13 protein-coding genes are annotated in these 19,750 nt (G+C 48.6%); 2 read left to right on the forward strand and 11 right to left on the reverse strand.

All coding sequences use genetic code 11. From position 1 onward, the window contains the following. Positions 1 to 26 precede the first annotated feature (26 nt). The 8 genes from ACYQ2E_RS05590 to deoD all read right to left on the reverse strand — a co-directional run bounded on the left by ACYQ2E_RS05590 (position 27) and on the right by deoD (position 10,125). Complete coding sequence (locus ACYQ2E_RS05590) at positions 27 to 1,181, reverse strand: glycoside hydrolase family 88 protein (RefSeq protein ID WP_460017091.1); 1,155 nt, start codon at positions 1,179 to 1,181, stop codon at positions 27 to 29. Positions 1,182 to 1,330: 149 nt separating this feature from the next. Continuing rightward, positions 1,331 to 2,086, reverse strand: a complete 756-nt coding sequence (locus tag ACYQ2E_RS05595) for a VOC family protein (protein ID WP_460017092.1) — start codon at positions 2,084 to 2,086, stop codon at positions 1,331 to 1,333. Positions 2,087 to 2,171: 85 nt separating this feature from the next. Beyond that, entirely contained in the window at positions 2,172 to 3,515 is a 1,344-nt protein-coding gene (gene asnS, locus ACYQ2E_RS05600; RefSeq protein ID WP_460017093.1) for an asparagine--tRNA ligase, read from the reverse strand. 63 nt (positions 3,516 to 3,578) lie between these two features. After that, positions 3,579 to 4,772: a pyridoxal phosphate-dependent aminotransferase gene (locus tag ACYQ2E_RS05605; protein WP_460017094.1), complete on the reverse strand. Its 1,194-nt coding sequence runs from the start codon at positions 4,770 to 4,772 to the stop codon at positions 3,579 to 3,581. A gap of 30 nt (positions 4,773 to 4,802) precedes the next feature. Then, on the reverse strand, positions 4,803 to 5,243 hold the full coding sequence (locus ACYQ2E_RS05610; protein ID WP_460017095.1) for a cell wall elongation regulator TseB-like domain-containing protein: 441 nt from the start codon (positions 5,241 to 5,243) through the stop codon (positions 4,803 to 4,805). A 52-nt stretch (positions 5,244 to 5,295) separates the two neighbouring features. Continuing rightward, positions 5,296 to 7,656 carry a helicase C-terminal domain-containing protein gene (locus tag ACYQ2E_RS05615; protein ID WP_460017096.1) on the reverse strand — a complete coding sequence of 787 codons (2,361 nt, stop codon included), beginning with the start codon at positions 7,654 to 7,656 and terminating at the stop codon, positions 5,296 to 5,298. Between the two features lie 65 nt (positions 7,657 to 7,721). Then, on the reverse strand, positions 7,722 to 9,380 hold the full coding sequence (locus ACYQ2E_RS05620; RefSeq protein WP_460017097.1) for a formate--tetrahydrofolate ligase: 1,659 nt from the start codon (positions 9,378 to 9,380) through the stop codon (positions 7,722 to 7,724). 40 nt (positions 9,381 to 9,420) lie between these two features. Next, positions 9,421 to 10,125, reverse strand: coding sequence for a purine-nucleoside phosphorylase (gene deoD / locus ACYQ2E_RS05625; RefSeq protein ID WP_460017098.1), 705 nt, complete (start codon positions 10,123 to 10,125; stop codon positions 9,421 to 9,423). Between the two features lie 225 nt (positions 10,126 to 10,350). Between deoD and ACYQ2E_RS05630 the strand changes: the two genes are divergently transcribed. Further along, the gene (locus ACYQ2E_RS05630) at positions 10,351 to 12,477 is read left to right on the forward strand and encodes an LTA synthase family protein (RefSeq protein WP_460017099.1); all 2,127 of its coding nucleotides are present in this window, start codon (positions 10,351 to 10,353) and stop codon (positions 12,475 to 12,477) included. An 11-nt stretch (positions 12,478 to 12,488) separates the two neighbouring features. Beyond that, entirely contained in the window at positions 12,489 to 12,914 is a 426-nt protein-coding gene (locus ACYQ2E_RS05635; RefSeq protein ID WP_460017100.1) for an EbsA family protein, read from the forward strand. Between the two features lie 69 nt (positions 12,915 to 12,983). On the opposite strand, the gene nifJ is transcribed toward ACYQ2E_RS05635, so the two are convergent. From nifJ to yjeM, 3 genes are all read right to left on the reverse strand, one after another. Then, on the reverse strand, positions 12,984 to 16,559 hold the full coding sequence (gene nifJ / locus ACYQ2E_RS05640; protein WP_460017101.1) for a pyruvate:ferredoxin (flavodoxin) oxidoreductase: 3,576 nt from the start codon (positions 16,557 to 16,559) through the stop codon (positions 12,984 to 12,986). Positions 16,560 to 16,715: 156 nt separating this feature from the next. Next, entirely contained in the window at positions 16,716 to 17,927 is a 1,212-nt protein-coding gene (locus ACYQ2E_RS05645; protein WP_460017102.1) for a phosphopentomutase, read from the reverse strand. Between the two features lie 85 nt (positions 17,928 to 18,012). Beyond that, positions 18,013 to 19,548: a glutamate/gamma-aminobutyrate family transporter YjeM gene (gene yjeM, locus ACYQ2E_RS05650; protein ID WP_460017103.1), complete on the reverse strand. Its 1,536-nt coding sequence runs from the start codon at positions 19,546 to 19,548 to the stop codon at positions 18,013 to 18,015. Positions 19,549 to 19,750 lie beyond the last annotated feature (202 nt).

Here is a 19,750-nt window from a genome sequence, read left to right on the forward strand (position 1 = left end):
TCAATTTTATTTCACTCCTGATTTTCTCACCAGTATTTCTGCCAATTGGGGTTTTTCAGGCGCATCAGGCTTTCAAAATAGAAATAGTCCCCCCAGAGATTAGGCTCATCGATGCCTTTGCCTTCAGCAAAGGCATAGACACCGTGTTGTAATAGCCCCTCATTAGCGGGCATATCTTTCGTAGAATAATTTTTAGCCAATTGGTATATCAAGCCTTTGGCTATTTTTTGTGCCTGAGGGAAAGCTTTTTCTCTCTCCGCCTCAAGTAAGCCGCAGGCCGCTATTGCCGCCGAAGAACTGTCTTTTGCCGAAGGATTCTCATCGCTGTAATCGAAATCCCAGTAAGGAATCAGGTCTTCAGGGAGGTGCTCCAGAAAGACATCGACAATCGCTGTATAGTTGGCTGGGAAAGGGCTTGAGTGCACATAGCTTTCGTTCAGCGGAATGCCCAAAATCGCCCAGGCCTGTCCTCGAGCCCAAGTTGAAGTGTCGCTGCGGCCCTGATGCGTGGCGCCGTATAGCGGCTCTCCTGTCTTAGAATCAAAATAATAAGTATGGTAGGTCGTTGCATCCTCTCGTATCACTGTGCTCAGCAAAGTCCGATAATGCTTCTCAGCCACCTCCGCATAGACTTTTTTTCCAGAACATTGGCTGGCCAAAAAAAGTAAAGGAAGATTGATTAGCGAATCAATAATCAGACGATATTCTTTCGGATCACCATACTTTCCCCAGGCCTGGAGGAAATTTCCCTGCTCATGGAAGCGTGAAACGAGGACATCAGCGGCCTGGATAATCTCCGTTTTACAGTTCTCATCACCTGTAATTCTGTAGCCGGCTCCTGCGGACAAGCTATAAAGAAAACCGATGTCATGATGGTCAAGGATAAAATGTCTATCTAGTCTATCCTGAAAGCTTTTAATGTTTTCGGCCGCCTGATTCAGAAATTCATCTTTTCCAGTTAACTCATAAGCCAGCCAAAGCATGCCTGTCCAAAATCCGTTTGTCCAGTCATCATTTGCCTTGATTCGATAGACACCATTCGTTGCACAGGCTGATGGAAAATTTGAATTGTATCTTTTCATGTTTTTCTCGAGTTTCATCACAACCGCATCTATCTGACTGTCTATCCATTCGAGAGTTATATTTTCTCCTGCTTCAATTAACTTTTTCTTTGTACTCATCTTCTCTCCAATTAATATGTTAATATGATATATTATAACTGTTTTTCTTTCTTATATCAAGAAAAAATCCGAGCCATTATTGGGCCGAATTCGGCCTAATGATAGTTCAGATTTTAGAGTTTTATATTATTAAAAGGAAAAAACAATTCTTACATATTCCCGCGCATGACCACGAAGAATGCCCCTTCCGAGTCGCGCAGCATGGCAAAATCACCGTACGGTGTGTCTTTTTGAATACTCTCGATTGTCCCGCCGAGCGCTTCTGCATTTTTCGCCACCGCTTCAACGTCTTCTACGCCAAAGGTGACTGACCATTGTGACTGATTTTTGAAATACTCCGGGAAATCCTTTTTCGTATAATAAACGCCAAGGACTTGCCCAACGGTTGCGTAGGTCATTTCATCGTTATCGTATTCTGTTTTTGGCTGCCAGTCGAAGACTTTTTCATAAAAATTAAGCGTAGCTTCAAGTTCTTTGCTGACTTCGAGCTCATACCAGAGAAGCCCGTTTTCCTCGGCATAGCTGCTGTTCATCTGAGTCGACTGTACAACTCCGAGCGGTGCGCCTGCCGGGTCCGAAGCAATCGTGAAAAGCCCGCCGGGCATCGGCATAGCGGCCATATAGGTCATCCCGCCGTTGGCTTTAATGTCGGCAATGGTTTTTTCGATGTCATCCGTTTCAAAATAGGTCAGCCACTGTGAAGGCTGATATTCGTTCATTTTTCCGGAAAGACCGCCGATTGTCTTGTCGCCGTTCATGAGGACGTGATACTCAAAATTCTCATCTCCAGTGGCCTGGCTCTTCCAGCCGAAAAGTTCCGTGTAAAACTTAAGCGCTGCAGCTGTATCATTCGCCGAGACCTCTACCCAGGCTGGGAGCCCTTTGCCGTGTGGTGCTATGGTCATATTACATGACCTCCTTGTTCATTTTTCTAACAAATTAATTTTACCATTTTACTTACGAAAAAACGCCTTGCGGCGTTCAGAAATGTTAAGGTTTAATCCGCGAAATCATTCGGGGGAATGGGATTGCCTCACGAATGTGTTCATTGCCAGCAATGAAAGTCACCATGCGCTCAAGCCCCAGCCCGAAGCCGCAGTGCGGCACAGAGCCGTATCTACGCAGGTCAAGGTACCAGTCATAATCTTCTGCCTGCAGGCCTTTTTCTTCAATCTTCTTCAGGAGAACGTCATAATCCGTTTCACGCTCAGAGCCGCCGACGATTTCACCGTAGCCCTCAGGCGCCAGAAGGTCGGCACAGAGCACTCGCTCAGGATTCCCTGGCACTGACTTCATATAAAAGGCTTTGAAACTGGCAGGATAATTGATGACAAAAGTCGGAATTCCGAAATAGTTGGAAACCCAGGTCTCATGCGGGCTGCCGAAGTCATCTCCATGCTCGACATGCTCATAATCTGTGTCTTCGTCATTTTCATGTGCCTGCAGAAGGTCAATCACTTCGTCGTAGGAAATGCGCTTGAACGGCGTCTCCACGTACTTCTTCAGCACTTCCTTATCTCGCTCAAGAATGTCCAAAGCACCGTCTGCCTTGTCCAAAACACCTTGAATCAGCGCTTTGATATAAGCTTCCTGCAAATCCAGCGACTCGTCGTGGCTGAGGAATGGGTATTCCGCGTCCATCATCCAGAATTCAGTCAAATGACGGCGCGTCTTTGATTTCTCCGCACGGAAAACAGGACCGAAGTCAAAGACACGGCCAAGCGCCATGGCACCAGCTTCCAGATAAAGCTGACCGGACTGGCTGAGAAAGGCTGGACTGCCGAAATAATCCGTCTCAAAGAGCTCTGTCGTATTTTCTGCCGCATTGCCGGACAAAATTGGAGAATCAAACTTGATAAAGCCGTTCTTGTCAAAGAAGTCATAAGTCGCATAGATTAAAGCATTACGCACCTGCATGACAGCCATCTGCTTCTTGGAGCGCAGCCAGAGATGGCGGTGGTCCATCAGAAAGTCTGTGCCGTGGTCTTTCGGTGTAATCGGGTAATCCTCAGAATGCCCGATGACTTCAAGATCCGTCACATCCATTTCGTAGCCGAACTTGCTGCGGGCGTCTTCTTTGATTTCGCCTGTCACATAGACAGAAGATTCCTGTGCCAAATGCTTGATTTCGTCAAATTTGGCCGTGCCTGCTTCTTCACCGTATTTTTCAATGAAGCTTGGTTTGAAGACAACCGCCTGGAAAAAGGCCGTGCCGTCACGCAGCTGCAGAAACTGAAGTTTACCCTTGCCGGATTTATCTGCCAGCCAGGCGCCAATCTTGACTGTCTCGCCGACATGATTTTTTACATCGCTGATATTCACTAAGTTTTTCATATCATTTATTATAGCAAAAACTGGCTGAGAAGTGGTTTTTTAAAGGATTTTTCAGAGAAATTTTTAAATAATATGACTTTCCACCCAGTCTTTAATTCGCTTGACACCGTCCAGCAGGCTCTCCAAGTCTGTCGCATAACTCAGACGCAGGTGGTCCGCCGAGCCGAATCCGGAGCCGGAAACTGTTGCGACACCTGCTTCTTCTAAAATGGCACCGCTGAAAGCGTCAATGGAGGTGAAACCTGTCAAGCGCATGGCTTCTGAAACTTTCGGGAAGAAATAGAATGCACCGTCGGGCTGAATCACCTGAAATCCTGGGATACTCTCAAGCTCCGGCAGTGCCGTATCACGGCGTTTTTCAAATTCAAGACGCATGTCTTCTGCCAATCTGCCGTCTTCGTCAGAAAAAGCTTCAATAGCAGCATATTGGCTAACAGCCGTCGGATTTGACGTCGTCTGACTGGCAATTTTGGTCATTGCAGCAATGATTTCTGAATCACCCACTGCCAAGCCGATTCGCCAGCCGGTCATGGAGAAAGTTTTGGAAACACCGTTGATGACCACTGTGCGTGCGCGCAATTCATCCGACAGACTCGGAATCGGCGCAAATTCAGTCTCGCCGTAAACCAGACGATGATAAATGTCATCCGACAAAATCAGAACATCATTGTCAATCGCCCACTGGCCAATCACTGACAGCTCGTCGCGTGAATAAACCATGCCGGTCGGATTTGACGGTGAATTAATCAGCAGGACCTTGGTTTTATCCGATTTGGCTTGATTAAGCTGCTTAATTGTAATTTTAAAATCGTCTTCCAGCTGTGTTTCAATTACCACAGGGCAGCCGCCGGCCATCTTGACCTGGTCAAAATAGCTGACCCAGTAAGGCGCTGGAATAATCACCTCATCGTCCGGATTCAGAACGGACAGAAAATACGCATAAAGCGCAAATTTTGCGCCGCTTGTAATCAGAATCTGTTTTGCCTCTGGCTCATAGCCGTAAAAGCGTGTCCAGTAACCGGCAACTGCTTTTTTTAACTCTGGCAGACCGCCGGCCTGCGTGTAAAAACTGGCCTTACCCGACTTGATAGAAGCAATTGCTGCTTCGTCAATGAACTCAGCCGTGACAAAATCCGGCTGCCCCAGCGACAAGTCAATGATGTCGCGCCCGGCTGCTTTTAATTCTTTCGCGCGATTTGCCGAAGCCAGTGTAGCTGACTCTGCAATATTTTGTACAAAATCTGAAAGTTTGTTCATGGAATATCCTTTCTATTAACTGAGTTCATCTCAAAGCTGCTGACCCGTTTTGAAGTCATAGATTTTGAAGTCAGTTTTGGTGTTGACTTCCCAGACAGGGTCGCCCTTGAAGAGCGCAATGTCAATTGTCACGGCGCCTTTTTGCGGAAGACTGGATTCAGCCACGCCTCCGGCGAGTTTCAAGACTGTGATTTTTCCGGATTTCTTGGGAATAATGACGGCGATTTTTTCACCTTTGGCATCAGTTCCTGTCAGGCTGTAATAGCTTTTATCGGTGGTGACCAAATTGTAAGTGCTGACTTTTGCAAGTCCAGCCTTATCCTTGGCCACATTGATGATTTCGGTCCGATTCTTGGCAATTGGATGCCCCATTGTGCCCGCATAGACAAGGTATGACAAAAAGCCGGCTGCAACGACAGACAGCAGGCCAATCATAATTTGATCCAGAAGTGAGATTTTCCGCCTTTTCATTTGTTACATTATAGCAGAATATTGCCAACTGTGTGAAAAGGAAGTTATTTTTTTATTTCAAAAATTCCCGAACGTTCGGTAAAATGTCCGCGTGTTCAACAATTTCCACTGGCAAAATTTCTGTCAGGTTTTTCTGCAGGCGTTTGGCGTATTTGGCGTTGCTCAGGCGATTGTCCAGAATCACCACGACGGAGCGCTGTGAGGGCTTGCGGTTGACGCGGCCGATTGCCTGGCGCAGTTTCATCGCTGCCATCGGCAGGTTGAAGTCAAAGAATGGGTTCTTGAATTTGGCCGCAAATTTTTTGGTCAAAATGTCATCGGGTGTCGCAAATGGCAGGCGCGCAATTACTAAAATAATGCGCTTCTGTTTGTCAAAGTCGACGCCTTCCCAGAATGCACCGGTTGCCAGCATCAGCTGGAATTTTTCAGCGTCAAACTGCTTTTTCAGGAGTTCATGCTGGTCTTTCTGCTGTGCGGAAAATGACACGTCTGTCGCTGCTAGGTGCTCGGCTGTTGCCTCCATCATTTCCCGGGAATTGAAAAGCGAGACAATCGGCAGTTTCAGCTGACAGAGCTCGGTCAGCTCCTCTGCAATGTAGCGTGAATAATTTGTAACAGTGCTGTTGTTGACCGCCGGGCCGTCATTTACGGCTAGGAGCTGTTGATTTTTCTTCTGTTTGAAGGGCAGCTTGTAAAAGTTATAATCAGAAAAGCCCAAAAGTTCAGGCAGAAGCGGGTGTTTTTCACTGAAGGCAATGTTTGCGCTGATGAAAATCAGTTTGGCCTGCTCCTCCACTGAAAACTGCTGAAAATTGTAAAAGTCCTGGGGGCTTGATTTTACTTGATTTCCCTCAGACCAGTATATTTTTTCTTCGCTGCTCAAAAAGCTGCTCAGATTTGACAGGCCCAGATTTTCTGCGATTTGCAGGATTCGTTTCCTGTCAATGCTGCTGCTATCCAAGAGCTGCAGGAGCTCATGAAGCTGAGCTTTTCGCCCGGCTGGGCCCGACAGTTCAACTTTCAGGATTTCGTCAATCGTATTCAGGCTCTGCTGCTGAGAATTCTCCAGGACTGTGAACATGCGCTGAGCCTCGTCAATAATCAGTACGGCGTTGACCAGATTTGGAGAATTTGACTTGATTTGCTCAATCAGGTAGGCGTGATTGGTAACAATCAAATCTGCCTTTGCGGCCTTGTCCTGGGCCTTCAGCCAGAAATCCTGCGCCGCAAAAATCGAGTTTTGAGACAGAGTGTCTTCGTGTGACAGCGAATCAAACATTTCCTGATTGGTCACATTGCGCGATAATTCGGACAGTTCACCTGTGTTTGTCTCTGTGAGCCAGACTAGAACTTTCATTTTGAAAATTTCAGTGTTTTTGCCGGCATCGGTGCGCTGGAGCTGCTTTTTCAGCTTTTCAAGCGAAATATAATTGCGCGGACTACTTAATTTAACGGATTTGACAGCGAATTTTTCGTGCAGATTACCTGCCAACTCTGTCATAATCTGGTTCTGCAGAACTTTGGTCGGCGTTGAAACGACAACTTTCCGTCCGCTCGAAAGGGCGGGAAGCAGATAGGCCAGTGTTTTGCCGGTTCCTGCCTGGGCTTCAATAAAGGCCGGTTTCGGCTTTTCCAAGTCTTCGCCGATAATTTTTGCCAGTAAAACCTGTTCTTTGCGCTTCTTCTTAAAGCCCAGTGCTTTGAGATTTATCGTGAAATCAGGTGAAAGCCTGACTTCATGTGCGTTTTCAGACTTCTTAAGCGTGGCAATCGGGCCTGTCACATCAAAACGGTCAAACTGATTCTGACAGTCCCAAATCAGCTCGTCAAGCAGATAACGCGTTTCGTAGAGGAAATTATCCGCATGGCGCAGGATTTCCTGCAGGGTTGCTATAGGCAAATCCAGTACGCGCTGCTGGATTTTCAGGAGCAGCTCAGCCGTTTCTTCGGCATCGGCCAATGCCGCGTGAGGGTGGGCATTCGTGAGCTGCAGGCTGCTTGACAGCGAAGCTAGGCCATATTTGTCAAAAGTGGGGAAGAAAACTCTGGCCAGCTCAACTGTGTCAATGCGCGGCATGTCCAGCTTCACCCCCAGTTTTGCAAAGTGCTCACTGAGTAAGCCCCAGTCAAACTTGACGTTGTGCGCCACGAAAATTGCGCCGTCAAGGATTTTCAGCACTTGCGGCATGATTTCGGCCAAGTCCGGCGCCTGGCGCAGCTCGCGGTTTTTCAGACCGGTCAGTTTTGCGATATTTTCCGACAGTTTTTCATGCGGGTTGACGTTCGACGCGAAAGAATCGGCAATCTTGCCGTTTTCCAGGACAACAATGCCGATTTGAATAATTTTTTTGACTTTATCTTTTGAGTTGGAGGCGTCTGTTGCCTCTAAATCCACAATTGCGTAGCGTGTCATCTCATTTATTCTACCAGAAAACTGGAAATTTGGTGCAAATTAAGTGAGCCGAAACGACGCATTTTTTAACTCAGCCCTGTAACTTTTCCCTGGTCGTCCATGTGCATGTCAAGCGCTGCCGGATGCTTCGGCAGACCTGGCATAGCAATGATACTTCCCAGATAAACCACGATGAAGCCTGCACCAAGTCTTGGCGCCAGCTCCCGCACGGTCACTTCAAAATCAGACGGGGCGCCGAGCAGTTTGGGATTGTCGCTGAAAGAATACTGAGTCTTGGCGATGCAAACCGGCAGGTCGGACCAGCCGTTCTGCTCGATGACAGACAGCTGCTCACGGGATTCTTCGCTGAAATTAACTTTCTTCCCGTGATAAATTTTCTGTACAATTCGGGTGATTTTGTCGGAAATGGGCAGATTCAAATCATAAAGCGGCTGAAATTCTGACGAATTTCCAATTAGCGCCAGCAGCTCTTCAGCAAGACCGGCAGCACCCGCCCCCCCGTCTGTATGGACAGTCACCAGACTTGACGCCACACCAAGGTCAGAAATTAATTTGGACAAAAGCTCCAGCTCTGCCTCAGTATCTGACGGGAAGCGATTAATTGCGACGACGACCGGCAGAACGTACTGGTGCAGGTTATCAACATGACGGGCTAAATTGGCGAAGCCGGACTCAAGTGCTGTCAGATTTTCGTCATTTAAGTCCTTTTTGTCTACACCGCCATTGTATTTAAGGGCACGGACAGTCGCGACAATGACCACTGCGTCTGGCGCCTTGCCTAATTGACGGCTCTTAATATCAAGGAATTTTTCGGCGCCCAAATCCGCACCGAAGCCGGCTTCTGTCACGGCAATGTCGCCGTAAGTCAGCGCCGCTTGAGTCGCAAGAACCGAATTACAGCCGTGGGCGATATTTGCAAATGGGCCGCCGTGGACAAATGCTGGTGTTCCCTCCAGAGTCTGGACTAGATTCGGTTTCAGAGCGTCTTTCAAAATCAGGGCCACAGCATCTGTGATGCCTAAATCTGCGATTGTCACGGGCTGGCCGGAAAAGTTAAAAGCCACGACAATCCGGGCCAGACGCTGTTTCAGGTCGGCCAGCGACACTGCAAGACAGAAGACCGCCATAATCTCGGAGGCCACGGTAATGTCAAAGTGGTCGGCACGGGGGACTGAGCGCTTCAGCCCGTCCTGGGCAATTGTGATGTCCCGCAGGGCGCGGTCATTCATATCCATCGCACGATGCCAGCTCACGCGCTTCGGGTTAATGTCCAGTTCATTGCCTTGAAAAATATGGTTGTCCAGAATCGCTGAAATCAGGTTGTTAGCGGTAGTCATGGCGTGGATGTCGCCTGTGAAATGCAGATTAATCTCTTCCATGGGTGCAACCTGCGCATAACCGCCTCCGGCTGCGCCGCCTTTCATGCCGAAGACGGGGCCCATTGACGGTTCGCGTAGTGCTAGGACCGCGTTTTTATTCATACGATTGAAGGCATCTGCCAAGCCTATGGACACTGTTGTTTTGCCTTCGCCGGCCGGCGTGGGATTAATTGCAGTGACTAAGACAAGTTTGCCTGATTTGTCCAGATTAAAGTCGACGAATGGTATTTTGGCTTTGTATTTGCCATATTGCTCGATTTTCTCCCCTGAAAGGCCGAGCTTTTCAGCTATTTCTGTGATGGGACGCAGTGTTGCGGCTTTTTCGATTTCGATGTCTGTTTTCATGTATATTCACCTTTTTGTATCAAAAAATAAGGTTTTCACCTTATTTTGCAATAAGCGTCTCGAGACCGACCTTCATCATGTCGGTGAAAGTCAGCTGGCGCTCTTCTGAAGTGGTGGCTTTGCCGGTCAGGATTTCGTCTGAAATGGTCATGATGGCCAATGTCTGCACATGGAATTTCAGGCCAAGGTAAAACAGGGCTGCCGCTTCCATCTCGATTGCCATGACACCGTATTTTCCGAGTTCTGCACCGTTTGGTCCGCCGTAAAAGAGGTCGCTTGACAGCACATTGCCCACATGGGCGTCCAGCTGCAGGTCTTTTGAGATGTGATAAGCCTTGTTCAGCAGGTCAAAGTCAGAAATCATCGGGAAGTCAAATGCCGGGAAATCATTGCGGATAATGCCGGAGGTTGTTGCTGCGGCCTGCGCAATCACTAAATCGCGGATATGGACATCCGGATTAATGGATCCCGCCGTCCCCACGCGAATCAGCTTCTTCACGCCGTAGACTTCAATCAGCTCGTTGGCATAAATCGAGATTGACGGCATGCCCATGCCTGTGCCCATGACTGACACAGGCTCTCCTTTGTAGCTGCCTGTGTAGCCGAGCATTCCGCGGACGCTGTTAAACTGCACCGGATTCTCTAAAAAATTCTCCGCAATAAATTTCGCGCGCAGCGGGTCGCCCGGCAGCAGAATTTTGTCGGCAATTTCACCTGGCTGTGCTTCAATGTGTGGTGTTGGCAATTGTGTTTCCTCCTGGTTCTTGTTTGAATTTATTATAGCATATAACTTGGAAAATTTTTCTGCTGCCTGTATCAGCTCCAGTATTTACTTATCTATAGTTCGGAATTTGTTTTTTACAAAAATTTCCAAAAATAGTGTAAAATATAACACATGAGAAATAACATCAAAAGACTAATGTCATCTTTCAACACGCGACTCGGGTTGGTATGGTGGCTTGCTATTTTCTTGTGGATTAAAACCTTGATTGCTTATTTTACCGTCCTTAATCTCGGCGGTGTCGGCTTCATTGACAATCTGATGATTTTCATTAATCCTTTTGCTTTTACTATCACGGTCTTCAGTCTGACGCTTTTCATTAAACGAACTGGAATTTTCTATACTGCCATCGGAGTGCTTTCGTTCATCGCGACGCTGCTTCTTTTTGGAAATATTAATTATTACCGGGAATTCACGGACTTTTTAACGCTCAATACGATTATCGGCGGTGTGAAGATGTTCGGCACTGGCGGAATTGGTGCAAACTCAGTGCCGACTAATTTTTGGGATTTTGTTTACTGGATTGACTTTCTGATTATTGTTGTTTTATTTATTGCCAGACGTCTGCGCTTCGATAAGCGTCCTGTGGGGACTCGACGTGCTTTCACTGTATTTTCATTTGCACTGATGCTGTTCGGGCTGAATTTCTGGGCGGCTGAAATTATCAAGCCTCAAATGGTGCTTAAGAAGGCTCAGTCTGATAAGACTTATGTTGTGCGTTATCTGGGCCTTGGGCCGTGGATTTTGACGGACAGCTACTACACGCATGTGGCGAACAAACAGCGCTCCAGCGCGAAGCTTCAGACTTTCCAGCAGGTTCAGAAATATGTCAAGGAGAACCGTTATCTGGCGCCGAATGTCAGCTTTGACCAGTCACAGAGTTTGACGAAAAAAAATGTCATCGTGATTCATCTGGAAAGTTTTCAGCAGTTTCTGATTGGTCTGAAAATCCCCGGAAAAGACGGCCAGCAGCACGAAGTAACGCCTTTCCTGAATTCTATCTACAACTCAAAAGAAACTTACAGTTTTGACAATTTCTTCAGCCAAATCGGCAGCGGCAAGACTTCGGATGCTGAAACCATGCTTGAGACGTCGACTTTCGGTCTTCCAAATGCGAATTTCCTGTATACTTTCGGCTCGACTCAGACTTTTCAGGCGATGCCTGGGATTCTGAATCGGACGCAAGGTTATTCAACCGCTGCTTTTCACGGCAACCGCGGCTCTTTCTATAACCGTATCAACAGCTATAAGTCAATGGGCTACCAGAATTTCTTTGACCAGTCCTACTTCGATGTTAATGCGGATACAAAGACCGAATATGGTTTCAAAGATAAGCTGTTTTTCCGTGATTCAGTTCCTTATCTGGAGCAGCTCCAGCAGCCCTTCTATGTTAAGTTTCTGACAGTCTCAAATCACTTGCCCTACGAAATTTCTGAAGAAGATGACGACCCGAACTTCGCAACGACTGATACCGGTAATAAGCTCGTGGACGGCTACTTTATCACAGCCCATTATCTCGACCAGGCCATCAAGCAGTTCTATGACTATTTAAAGGCATCTGGTCTGTACAATAAATCCGTGATTGTTCTTTACGGCGACCATTACGGCATCTCAAGCGAGAACAGCCCTGACTTGTCGACTGTTTTCCAAGATAATCCGACTTCTTATCTTCATTTCACCAAAGATGACTATAATAATAGTAAATTTTACTGGACACAACTTCAGAAGACACCGTTCATGATTAATATTCCGGGGAACACGGATGGTCATGTCATCAGTACTTACACCGGTGAAATCGACGTGATGCCGACGCTTGAGCACTTGCTCGGCATTGAAACGAGCAACTACATTCAGTTCGGTCAGGACATGTTTGCCTCTGGCCGCCAGGAATGGGTGGCGCTGCGCAACGGCGGCTTCATCTCACCAAGCATCACGCTGCCTGCTGTCAACTCTGAGGAGATTTATGACACAAATACGGGGCTTCCAATTGCAGCGCTGACCGAAGAGCAGAAGAAATATATTGAGGACACTAAGGCAAAAGTTGCTGAAATGCTGAAGATGTCGGATGAACTGAACAATCAGAATCTGCTGCAGTTCTATACGCCGCCTGGCTTCACACCGATTAAGGCAGATGATTACGACTATAATTTCGCCAATACCCTGGAGCGCCTGGCAGCCCAGCAGAAATCGCTCGGTGCTGGTTCTACCTCGCTCTGGTCACAGCGCAACGATAAAACCTCATTAGACCTTTATACAAAAGATATTCCAGAAGTCAAAAACGGCGAAGACGAGCCGAAATACGTCCCTAAGCAATAAAGGAGGACAAGATGCAGTCCGGATATTTTATACATTTTTCGACCTATTACCGCACCTCATGGATATGGGCAATCATTCTTCTTTGCCTGTACAACATTTTAGTGCTTGAAACCAGGCGTCCGCACAATATCTTTCTGAGCGGACTACTATGGATTGTCGTCCTGTTCGTCCTCTACCTCCTCTGGCCGCGCCGCTTCATGTTTTCAGGCGACAACTTCTTCTTCACCAAAATCTTCAGCGCCCGGCTCGTGCAGGTCGACCTCAAATACGTCACTGCCGTCCGCTTCAGCAAATTCCGCTTCGAGTTCAGCTATGCCGGCAAACGCTACCGCTTCCTGTCTGCCGGGAAAGGCCTGAGCCTGCTCAAGGAGAAGTTTAAAACTGCCGAGCTCAAAGAGAGCCTCGCAGCAAATGACCAGTACACAACTCAACCTTAAAACAGCAAAAATCCCCAGTTCGTCGGAACTTTGGGGATTTTTTGCTGCTTATCACATAAAGAATTTATTTTACTCAGCCTTAGCAGCTGCCTTTTCCTCGCGGGCAATGAATTTATCGTAATCACCGGACATCCGCGCATAGCGCAGGAAACGCCTGCGGGAATCCTTCGCCGCCTTCGCATAAAGTGCTTCCGCATGCTCTGCATTGACCTTCTTCAAGCTGCCGAAACGCGCCTGTGTCAGCAGAAAATCGTGAACCTGCGAGAAATCAGGCCGCTTAAAATCAAGCGTCATCGGATTCTTGCCGGCCTCTTCAAGGTCCGGATTGTAGCGGTAAAGCTGCCAGTAGCCGGAATTCACCGCTGCCTTCGCCTCTTCCAGCACATGATTCATGCCGGCGTAGAGACCGTGCGTGATACAAGGCGTATAGGCAATAATCACCGACGGGCCTTTGTGTGCCTCGGCTTCTGCAAATGTCTTGATGGTCTGCATCATATTGGCACCGCTGGCGATTTGAGCAACGTAAACATTGCCGTAGGTCATGGCCATGGCGCCCAGGTCTTTCTTGGCGCTGACTTTACCGCCTGCTGCAAACTGGGCGATGGCAGAGGCCGGAGTGGCCTTGGAAACCTGACCGCCGGTGTTGGCATAGACTTCGTTGTCCATGACCAGAATATTGACGTCTGCACCAGTTGAAATCACGTGGTCCAGTCCGCCGTAGCCGATGTCATAAGCCCAGCCGTCGCCGCCGAAAATCCATTGTGTTGGTTTGACCAGTAAATCCTGCTGCTGGTATATTGACTCCAGAGCAGCTGAATTCCCGTGTTCTTGCGTGAGCAGGGCTTTCATTTTTTCTGCTCGGGCACGTGTGCCGTCAGAGTCAAACAGGTGCTCTGCCCAGTCCTTGGCCAGATTCTGCAGGTCTTCTGACATGTCGTTCAGGCTTGCCAATATATCCTCACGCAGCTTCAAGCGCCGTGTGACATTGGCCATGTGCATGCCGTAGCCGTACTCGGCATTGTCTTCAAAGAGAGAGTTTGACCAGGCAGGACCGTGCTCGTCCGCGTTGGTCGCGTAAGGTGTGGCCTGGCTGCCGCCGTAAATCGAAGAGCAGCCTGTGGCATTGGCAATCATCATACGGTCGCCGAACATTTGCGTCAAAAGCTTGATATAAGGCGTTTCACCGCAGCCTGAGCAAGCGCCGGAGAATTCCAGGAGCGGCTGATTAAACTGCGTGCTGACAACAGTGGCAGGTCGGCCTTCAAACGGATTGGCCTTCTGCTTCAGTGTCATGGCGAATGCCCAGTTGACGGCCTGCTCTTTCTGAGTCTCATACGGCACCATTTTCAGCGCCTGACCCGACTTCGGACACGCTTCAACACAGAGTCCGCAGCCGGTACAATCTTCAACAGAGACCTGAATACGGTACTTGAGACCGTCTGCCTTGGTATAGTCCATGACGCGAAAGCCCTCCGGCGCCACATTCCACTCGTCCTCGTCGACGAGGAAAGGCCGGATAGCTGCGTGCGGGCAGACAAAGGCACATTCGTTACATTGAATACAGAATTCCGGGTTGAACTCCGGCACTTCCAGCGCAATGCCGCGCTTTTCAAAGGCAGAGGTCCCCGTCACTGCGGCACCATGAGTCAGGCCGACAGCGTCCAAATCTTTGACTGTGAGTGAATCTCCCTCAAAAGCGTTCACTTTATCAAGGAAGTTGAAAACATATTTCTTACGCGGCGTATCCACTGTGACAGGCTTTTCAGCTGGCTCAGTCAAATCTGCCCAGGCTGCCGGAACTTCTACTTTATGCAGATTGGACAAGGCCTGTGCCATAGCGTTCAGATTGGACTCGACGATAGTTGGCGACTTGCGTGCATATTTTTGCGCATCCGCCTTGAGCAGCTCATAGGCCTCATCGAAAGGCATGATATTGGTCAGCTTAAAGAATGCGACCTGCATAACCGTGTTGATACGGCGGCCAAGGCCTGCATCCTGCGCAATTTTTTCGGCATTAATCGTATAAAACTGAATTTCATTCTGAGCCAGATAGGCTTTCATTGAATTCGATAAATGAGCCTCTAGCTGGGCGTCTGTCCACTTCGTGTTCAACAGAAAGACACCGGATTTCTTCAGCCCTTTGAGCAGGTCATATTTGCGCACGTAGGTCGAATTTGCACAGGACACGAAATCACTGGCAGCGATTGAATACTCTGATAGAATCGGTGAATCGCCGAAGCGCAAATGACTGACTGTCAAGCCGCCGGACTTCTTCGAATCGTATTCAAAGGCTGCCTGGACAAACTTATCTGTGTGGTCGCCGATGATTTTAATCGCGGCCTTATTTGCACCGACCGTCCCGTCAGAGCCGAAGCCCCAGAACTTTGCCTGATAGGTGTCCGTCGGTGTCAAGTCCAGCGTCACAGGCGCTGACAGCGACAGATGAGTCTGGTCATCTTCAATGCCGATGGTGAAATGCTTCTTCTGCTGGGCACTTTCTTTCAGGAGCTCATCAAAAACTGCGACAATATGCTCTGGACGCGTGTCCTTGCTGCCGATGCCGTACCGTCCGCCGATAATTTTGACGTCTTTACCGAACAATGTTGACTGTACGTCCAGAAACAGCGGCTCACCGCTGGCACCGGCCTCTTTTGTCCGGTCAAGCACTGCGACTGACTTGACAGTCTCAGGAAGCTTTTCCAGAAGTTTCGCTGTTGGAAATGGACGGTACAAATGCACATTAATAAAGCCGACTTTGCGTCCCTGCGCATTCAGATAATCCACTGTCTGCTTAATTGTGCCTGCCACAGAGCCGATGCTGACAATCACTTCGGTCGCATCCGGCGCGCCGTAATAATTAACCAAATCATAATCGGTGCCGCGCAGCTCGTTGATTGCCGACATGTATTTTTCTACGATGGCCGGTAAGGCCTCGTAGTAGGGGTTGACAATCTCACGCTGCTGGAAGTAGATGTCAGGGTTCTGATTCGTGCCGGAGACAGTCGGATGGTCAGGGTTGACCGCACGTGCGCGGAATTCTGCCAGTTTTTCCTGATTGATTAATGGCGCCAGGTCTGCATAATCTAGCACGTCTATTTTCTGCACCTCATGAGAGGTTCTAAAGCCGTCAAAGAAGTTCAGGAAGGGCACAGAGCCTTCAATCGTAGCCAAATGCGCGACCGCTGACAGGTCCATCGCCTCCTGGACGCTGGATTCTGCCAGCATGGCGAAACCGGTTGAGCGGGTTGACATCACGTCAGACTGGTCGCCGAAAATGCTGAGCGCACTTGTTGCGACTGCTCTTGCCGCCACATGAATTACCACCGGCAGCATCTCGCCCGCCATCTTGTACATGTTCGGCACCATGAGGAGCAGACCCTGCGAGGCCGTAAACGTTGTCGCCAGACTACCGGCTTTAACCACGCCGTGCAAAGCCCCCGCAGCACCTGCTTCCGACTGCATCTCCGTGATGCGCACCCTCTGTCCCCAGATATTCTTGCGTCCGGCCACCGACCAGGCATCCGCGTAATCAGCCATCGGTGAAGACGGCGTGATTGGGTAAATCATGGCCATTTCCGAGAAAGCATAGGCAATATGCGCCGCTGCCATGTTTCCGTCCATTGTTTTTTTCTGAAATTTCTTCATATATCCTCCAATGCTTATTTTATGATTTGCCAAACTTGTTTTGTAATATGGTTTTATACTTAAATTGTAACACTTTCACAAGAAAAAAGATAACCAACAGACAGTCAATTATCTTTTACAAATTCATTAAATTCAGCCCGCAAAAATGGGCCTAGGTTAGACAAGCGCATCCAGGAAGCTCTCGCCGATATCACCCTTTGCCACAGCAAAATTTTCAGCAATCGTCGCTGAAATGTCCGCAAAATGACCGACCGGCAGAGGTTTAGGGGCAGTGAAGGTTTTGGAGAATGTCAGCAACGGAATGTATTCGCGCGTGTGGTCTGTGCCGACGAAAGTGGGGTCGTTGCCGTGGTCAGCTGTAATCATCAGCAAATCGTCTTCTTTCATGGCAGACATAATCTCAGGCAGGCGGCCGTCCAAATCTTGGATTGCATCGCGGTAACCTTCAGGATTGCGCCGGTGGCCGTATTTGGCGTCAAAATCAACTAGATTGACAAAGAGCAGTCCCTCCTCAAAGTCAGGCAGCGCCATGGCCTTGAGCATGCGGTCCACACCGTCCATATCGTTGAGATTGTGACCCATGTCTTTGTTAATGCCCTGGCCATCATATATATCGTGGATTTTTCCCACGGAAATCACGGGGTAACCGGCATCATCCAAGTGATTGAGCACAGTTTCGCCGAACGGTGCCAGTGCGTAGTCGCGGCGGTTGGCAGTGCGCTCAAATTCACCGACCTTGCGGCCAATGTAAGGACGAGCAATGATGCGGCCAAGCAGCCATTCTGAGCCTACATTGGTAATATCGCGGACATATTGGCAGATTTTGTACAATTCTTCCAGCGGGATAACTTCTTCTTGAGCGGCAATCTGCAGCACTGGGTCGGCCGACGTATAAATAATCAACTCGCCCGTTTCAATTTGGCGCTCACCGAAATCATCGATGACCTGTGTGCCTGAATATGGCTTGTTAGCTTCGCGAATGACTTTTCGGCCGGAGAAGTCTTCAATTTTCTTCAGCAATTCTTCTGGAAAGCCGTCCGGATAGACTGGAAAAGGGTTCTTGATGTCGAGGCCCATGATTTCCCAGTGGCCGGTCATGGTGTCTTTGCCGTCGCTGACTTCCTGCAGTTTCGTCGTGTAGCCCAGCGGGCTATCAGTTGGCGCAACTGTCTTCAGCGGCGCAATATTGCCGAGGCCCAGCTTTTGGAAATTCGGCACATTTAGGCCGACTTTTTCAGAAATGTGGCCGATGGTGTTTGAGCCTGTGTCTGGTGTTTCGTGATTGAAGAAATCCTTCGCATCCGGCGCTTCGCCGATTCCTGCGGAGTCCATGACGATGAGGTGGACGCGCTTAAATTTTTTTGACATAAATATTCAATCCTTTTCTTATTTTCTCACATTTATTATAGCAGAAAATCCGCAAATCCGCGGATTTCTTTGCGGACGATTCAAATTAATTCCCGTGTTTCTTCTTATAATTTTTCATCAGCCACCAGGCAAATATGCCAAAGACAATCGGGCCTGCGGCCATGGACAGAATATTTGTGAAAACACTCGACCAGGACACGCCTTCCGGGTCTTGAAAATGGTCTATGACGGGCTGAATCATGGTGAACAAATCAGCCATGATGATGACAAAGGCGGAAATCCAGGCTACGACAATTGCAAAAGTCTTGTTTTTCATGACCACAAAAGGCTTTTCGATACTGTCATTCTGCTTGTACTTTATGTAGGCAATCACGATGAAGACGTAAGGCAGGCTTGAAGCTACATTGCCCATATTGGTCAGGACAAGGAAGAACTGGTCGGCCGCGCCGGCATTAATCAGCGAAATCACCATGTTCATGATTAGGAAAGCCGACACGATGAAGAACTGCCACTTCATGGCCGTTCGAGGCACACCATTTTCAACCTTGCCGAGCTTGCCCGGCCACATGTCCTCGGGTGCGCCCTCCATCAGCTGCTTCAGCGGCGAGAAAATCAGCGTGAAAAATGCGCCTGTCAATGCAAGAAGCATAGAAATGCCGACATAACGGGCAAAAATTGTCCCCATCAAAGTGATGCCGGATGCCGATAGGCCAAAGGCCGAGCCGATATGCTCTCCCAGCTGCTGCATCATCACATAAGTCAAGTTCCCTTGCGTCAGCGTCCCGTCTTTCATCATCGGCAGCCAGTCCTTGGCATAGTTGATGACAAAGCCGTTCAGGAGAATCATCAGCGAATAGCCAATCATGATAACCGCCGTGGCAATCAGAATCCCGCGCGGAAAATTCCGCTCTGGCTTCTCTGTCTCGTCAACCAGGCCACCGACAGACTCGACACCTGCATAGGCAAAAATTGCATAGACTAGAAATGAAATGAGCGTCACGATTGTGACAGGCTGCAGGTTCGGATTCGGCGTTGTCCAGAGCGCTGACCAGGTCAATGATGTCGCGGGAATTCCATGCTGATGAATCATGAGAATAATCGCCGCAATAATCAGAATAAAATTCAGCGAAACTGAGGCAATACCGCCGATTGAGGCCACGCGCTTAATCCAGCCGATGCCGTTCATTGAAGCCAGCGTGACAATTCCCATGATTATAATAGCTAAAATGGACATTAGCCAGGTTGGTGTCTCATTGATAATGTCAGAGCTGCCGAACACGACATTGGCAATCGGCACCAGGATGCGGTTGCCGACCGCGACGAACCAGGTCACCCAGGACATGTACCACATCAGCGTACCCGTCAGCGCAAAGCCTGGGCCGACTGATTTTTCCATCCAGGAATAGATGCCGCCGCGCTCTTTTTTGAACGACGAGCCAAACTCTGTCACCATGAGTGAGAAGGGCAGGAAGAAAACGATGGCGGATAAGATGTACCATGGAATGGCGCCATAGCCCATCTGGTAGAAGGCCAGCGGCACGTTGCCGAAGCCGTAAACAGCGGTGAAAATCATTAAGGCCAGTGAAACTGCGGTTAACTTGGCCTTTTTGGTCTTTTCCATAAATCTCCTTTGAAATAGCGTTCGCGAAACTACGGGCGGGCGCTCTAAAATGATAGCGTGTAGTATTGTTACGCTTAATTTTTTCTTATTTTTAGTTTTATTATAGGCTTTCTGCCTGTAAAATGCAAAGATTTGTCTATATCGATTCGCCAGTTAATTCAAACAATTTTAATTTTTGTCATATATGCTTGCTCTCGAATTC

The organism is Lactovum odontotermitis (genome assembly GCF_054658595.1).

Coding starts and splice junctions, on each gene's coding strand:
- ACYQ2E_RS05635 (WP_460017100.1), top strand. CDS start 12,489: ATGCAGTCCGGATATTTTATACATTTTTCGACCTATTACCGCACCTCA.
- ACYQ2E_RS05610 (WP_460017095.1), bottom strand. CDS start 5,243: ATGAAAAGGCGGAAAATCTCACTTCTGGATCAAATTATGATTGGCCTG.
- ACYQ2E_RS05595 (WP_460017092.1), bottom strand. CDS start 2,086: ATGACCATAGCACCACACGGCAAAGGGCTCCCAGCCTGGGTAGAGGTC.
- yjeM (WP_460017103.1), bottom strand. CDS start 19,548: ATGGAAAAGACCAAAAAGGCCAAGTTAACCGCAGTTTCACTGGCCTTA.
- asnS (WP_460017093.1), bottom strand. CDS start 3,515: ATGAAAAACTTAGTGAATATCAGCGATGTAAAAAATCATGTCGGCGAG.
- ACYQ2E_RS05605 (WP_460017094.1), bottom strand. CDS start 4,772: ATGAACAAACTTTCAGATTTTGTACAAAATATTGCAGAGTCAGCTACA.
- ACYQ2E_RS05645 (WP_460017102.1), bottom strand. CDS start 17,927: ATGTCAAAAAAATTTAAGCGCGTCCACCTCATCGTCATGGACTCCGCA.
- ACYQ2E_RS05590 (WP_460017091.1), bottom strand. CDS start 1,181: ATGAGTACAAAGAAAAAGTTAATTGAAGCAGGAGAAAATATAACTCTC.
- nifJ (WP_460017101.1), bottom strand. CDS start 16,559: ATGAAGAAATTTCAGAAAAAAACAATGGACGGAAACATGGCAGCGGCG.
- ACYQ2E_RS05620 (WP_460017097.1), bottom strand. CDS start 9,380: ATGAAAACAGACATCGAAATCGAAAAAGCCGCAACACTGCGTCCCATC.
- ACYQ2E_RS05615 (WP_460017096.1), bottom strand. CDS start 7,656: ATGACACGCTACGCAATTGTGGATTTAGAGGCAACAGACGCCTCCAAC.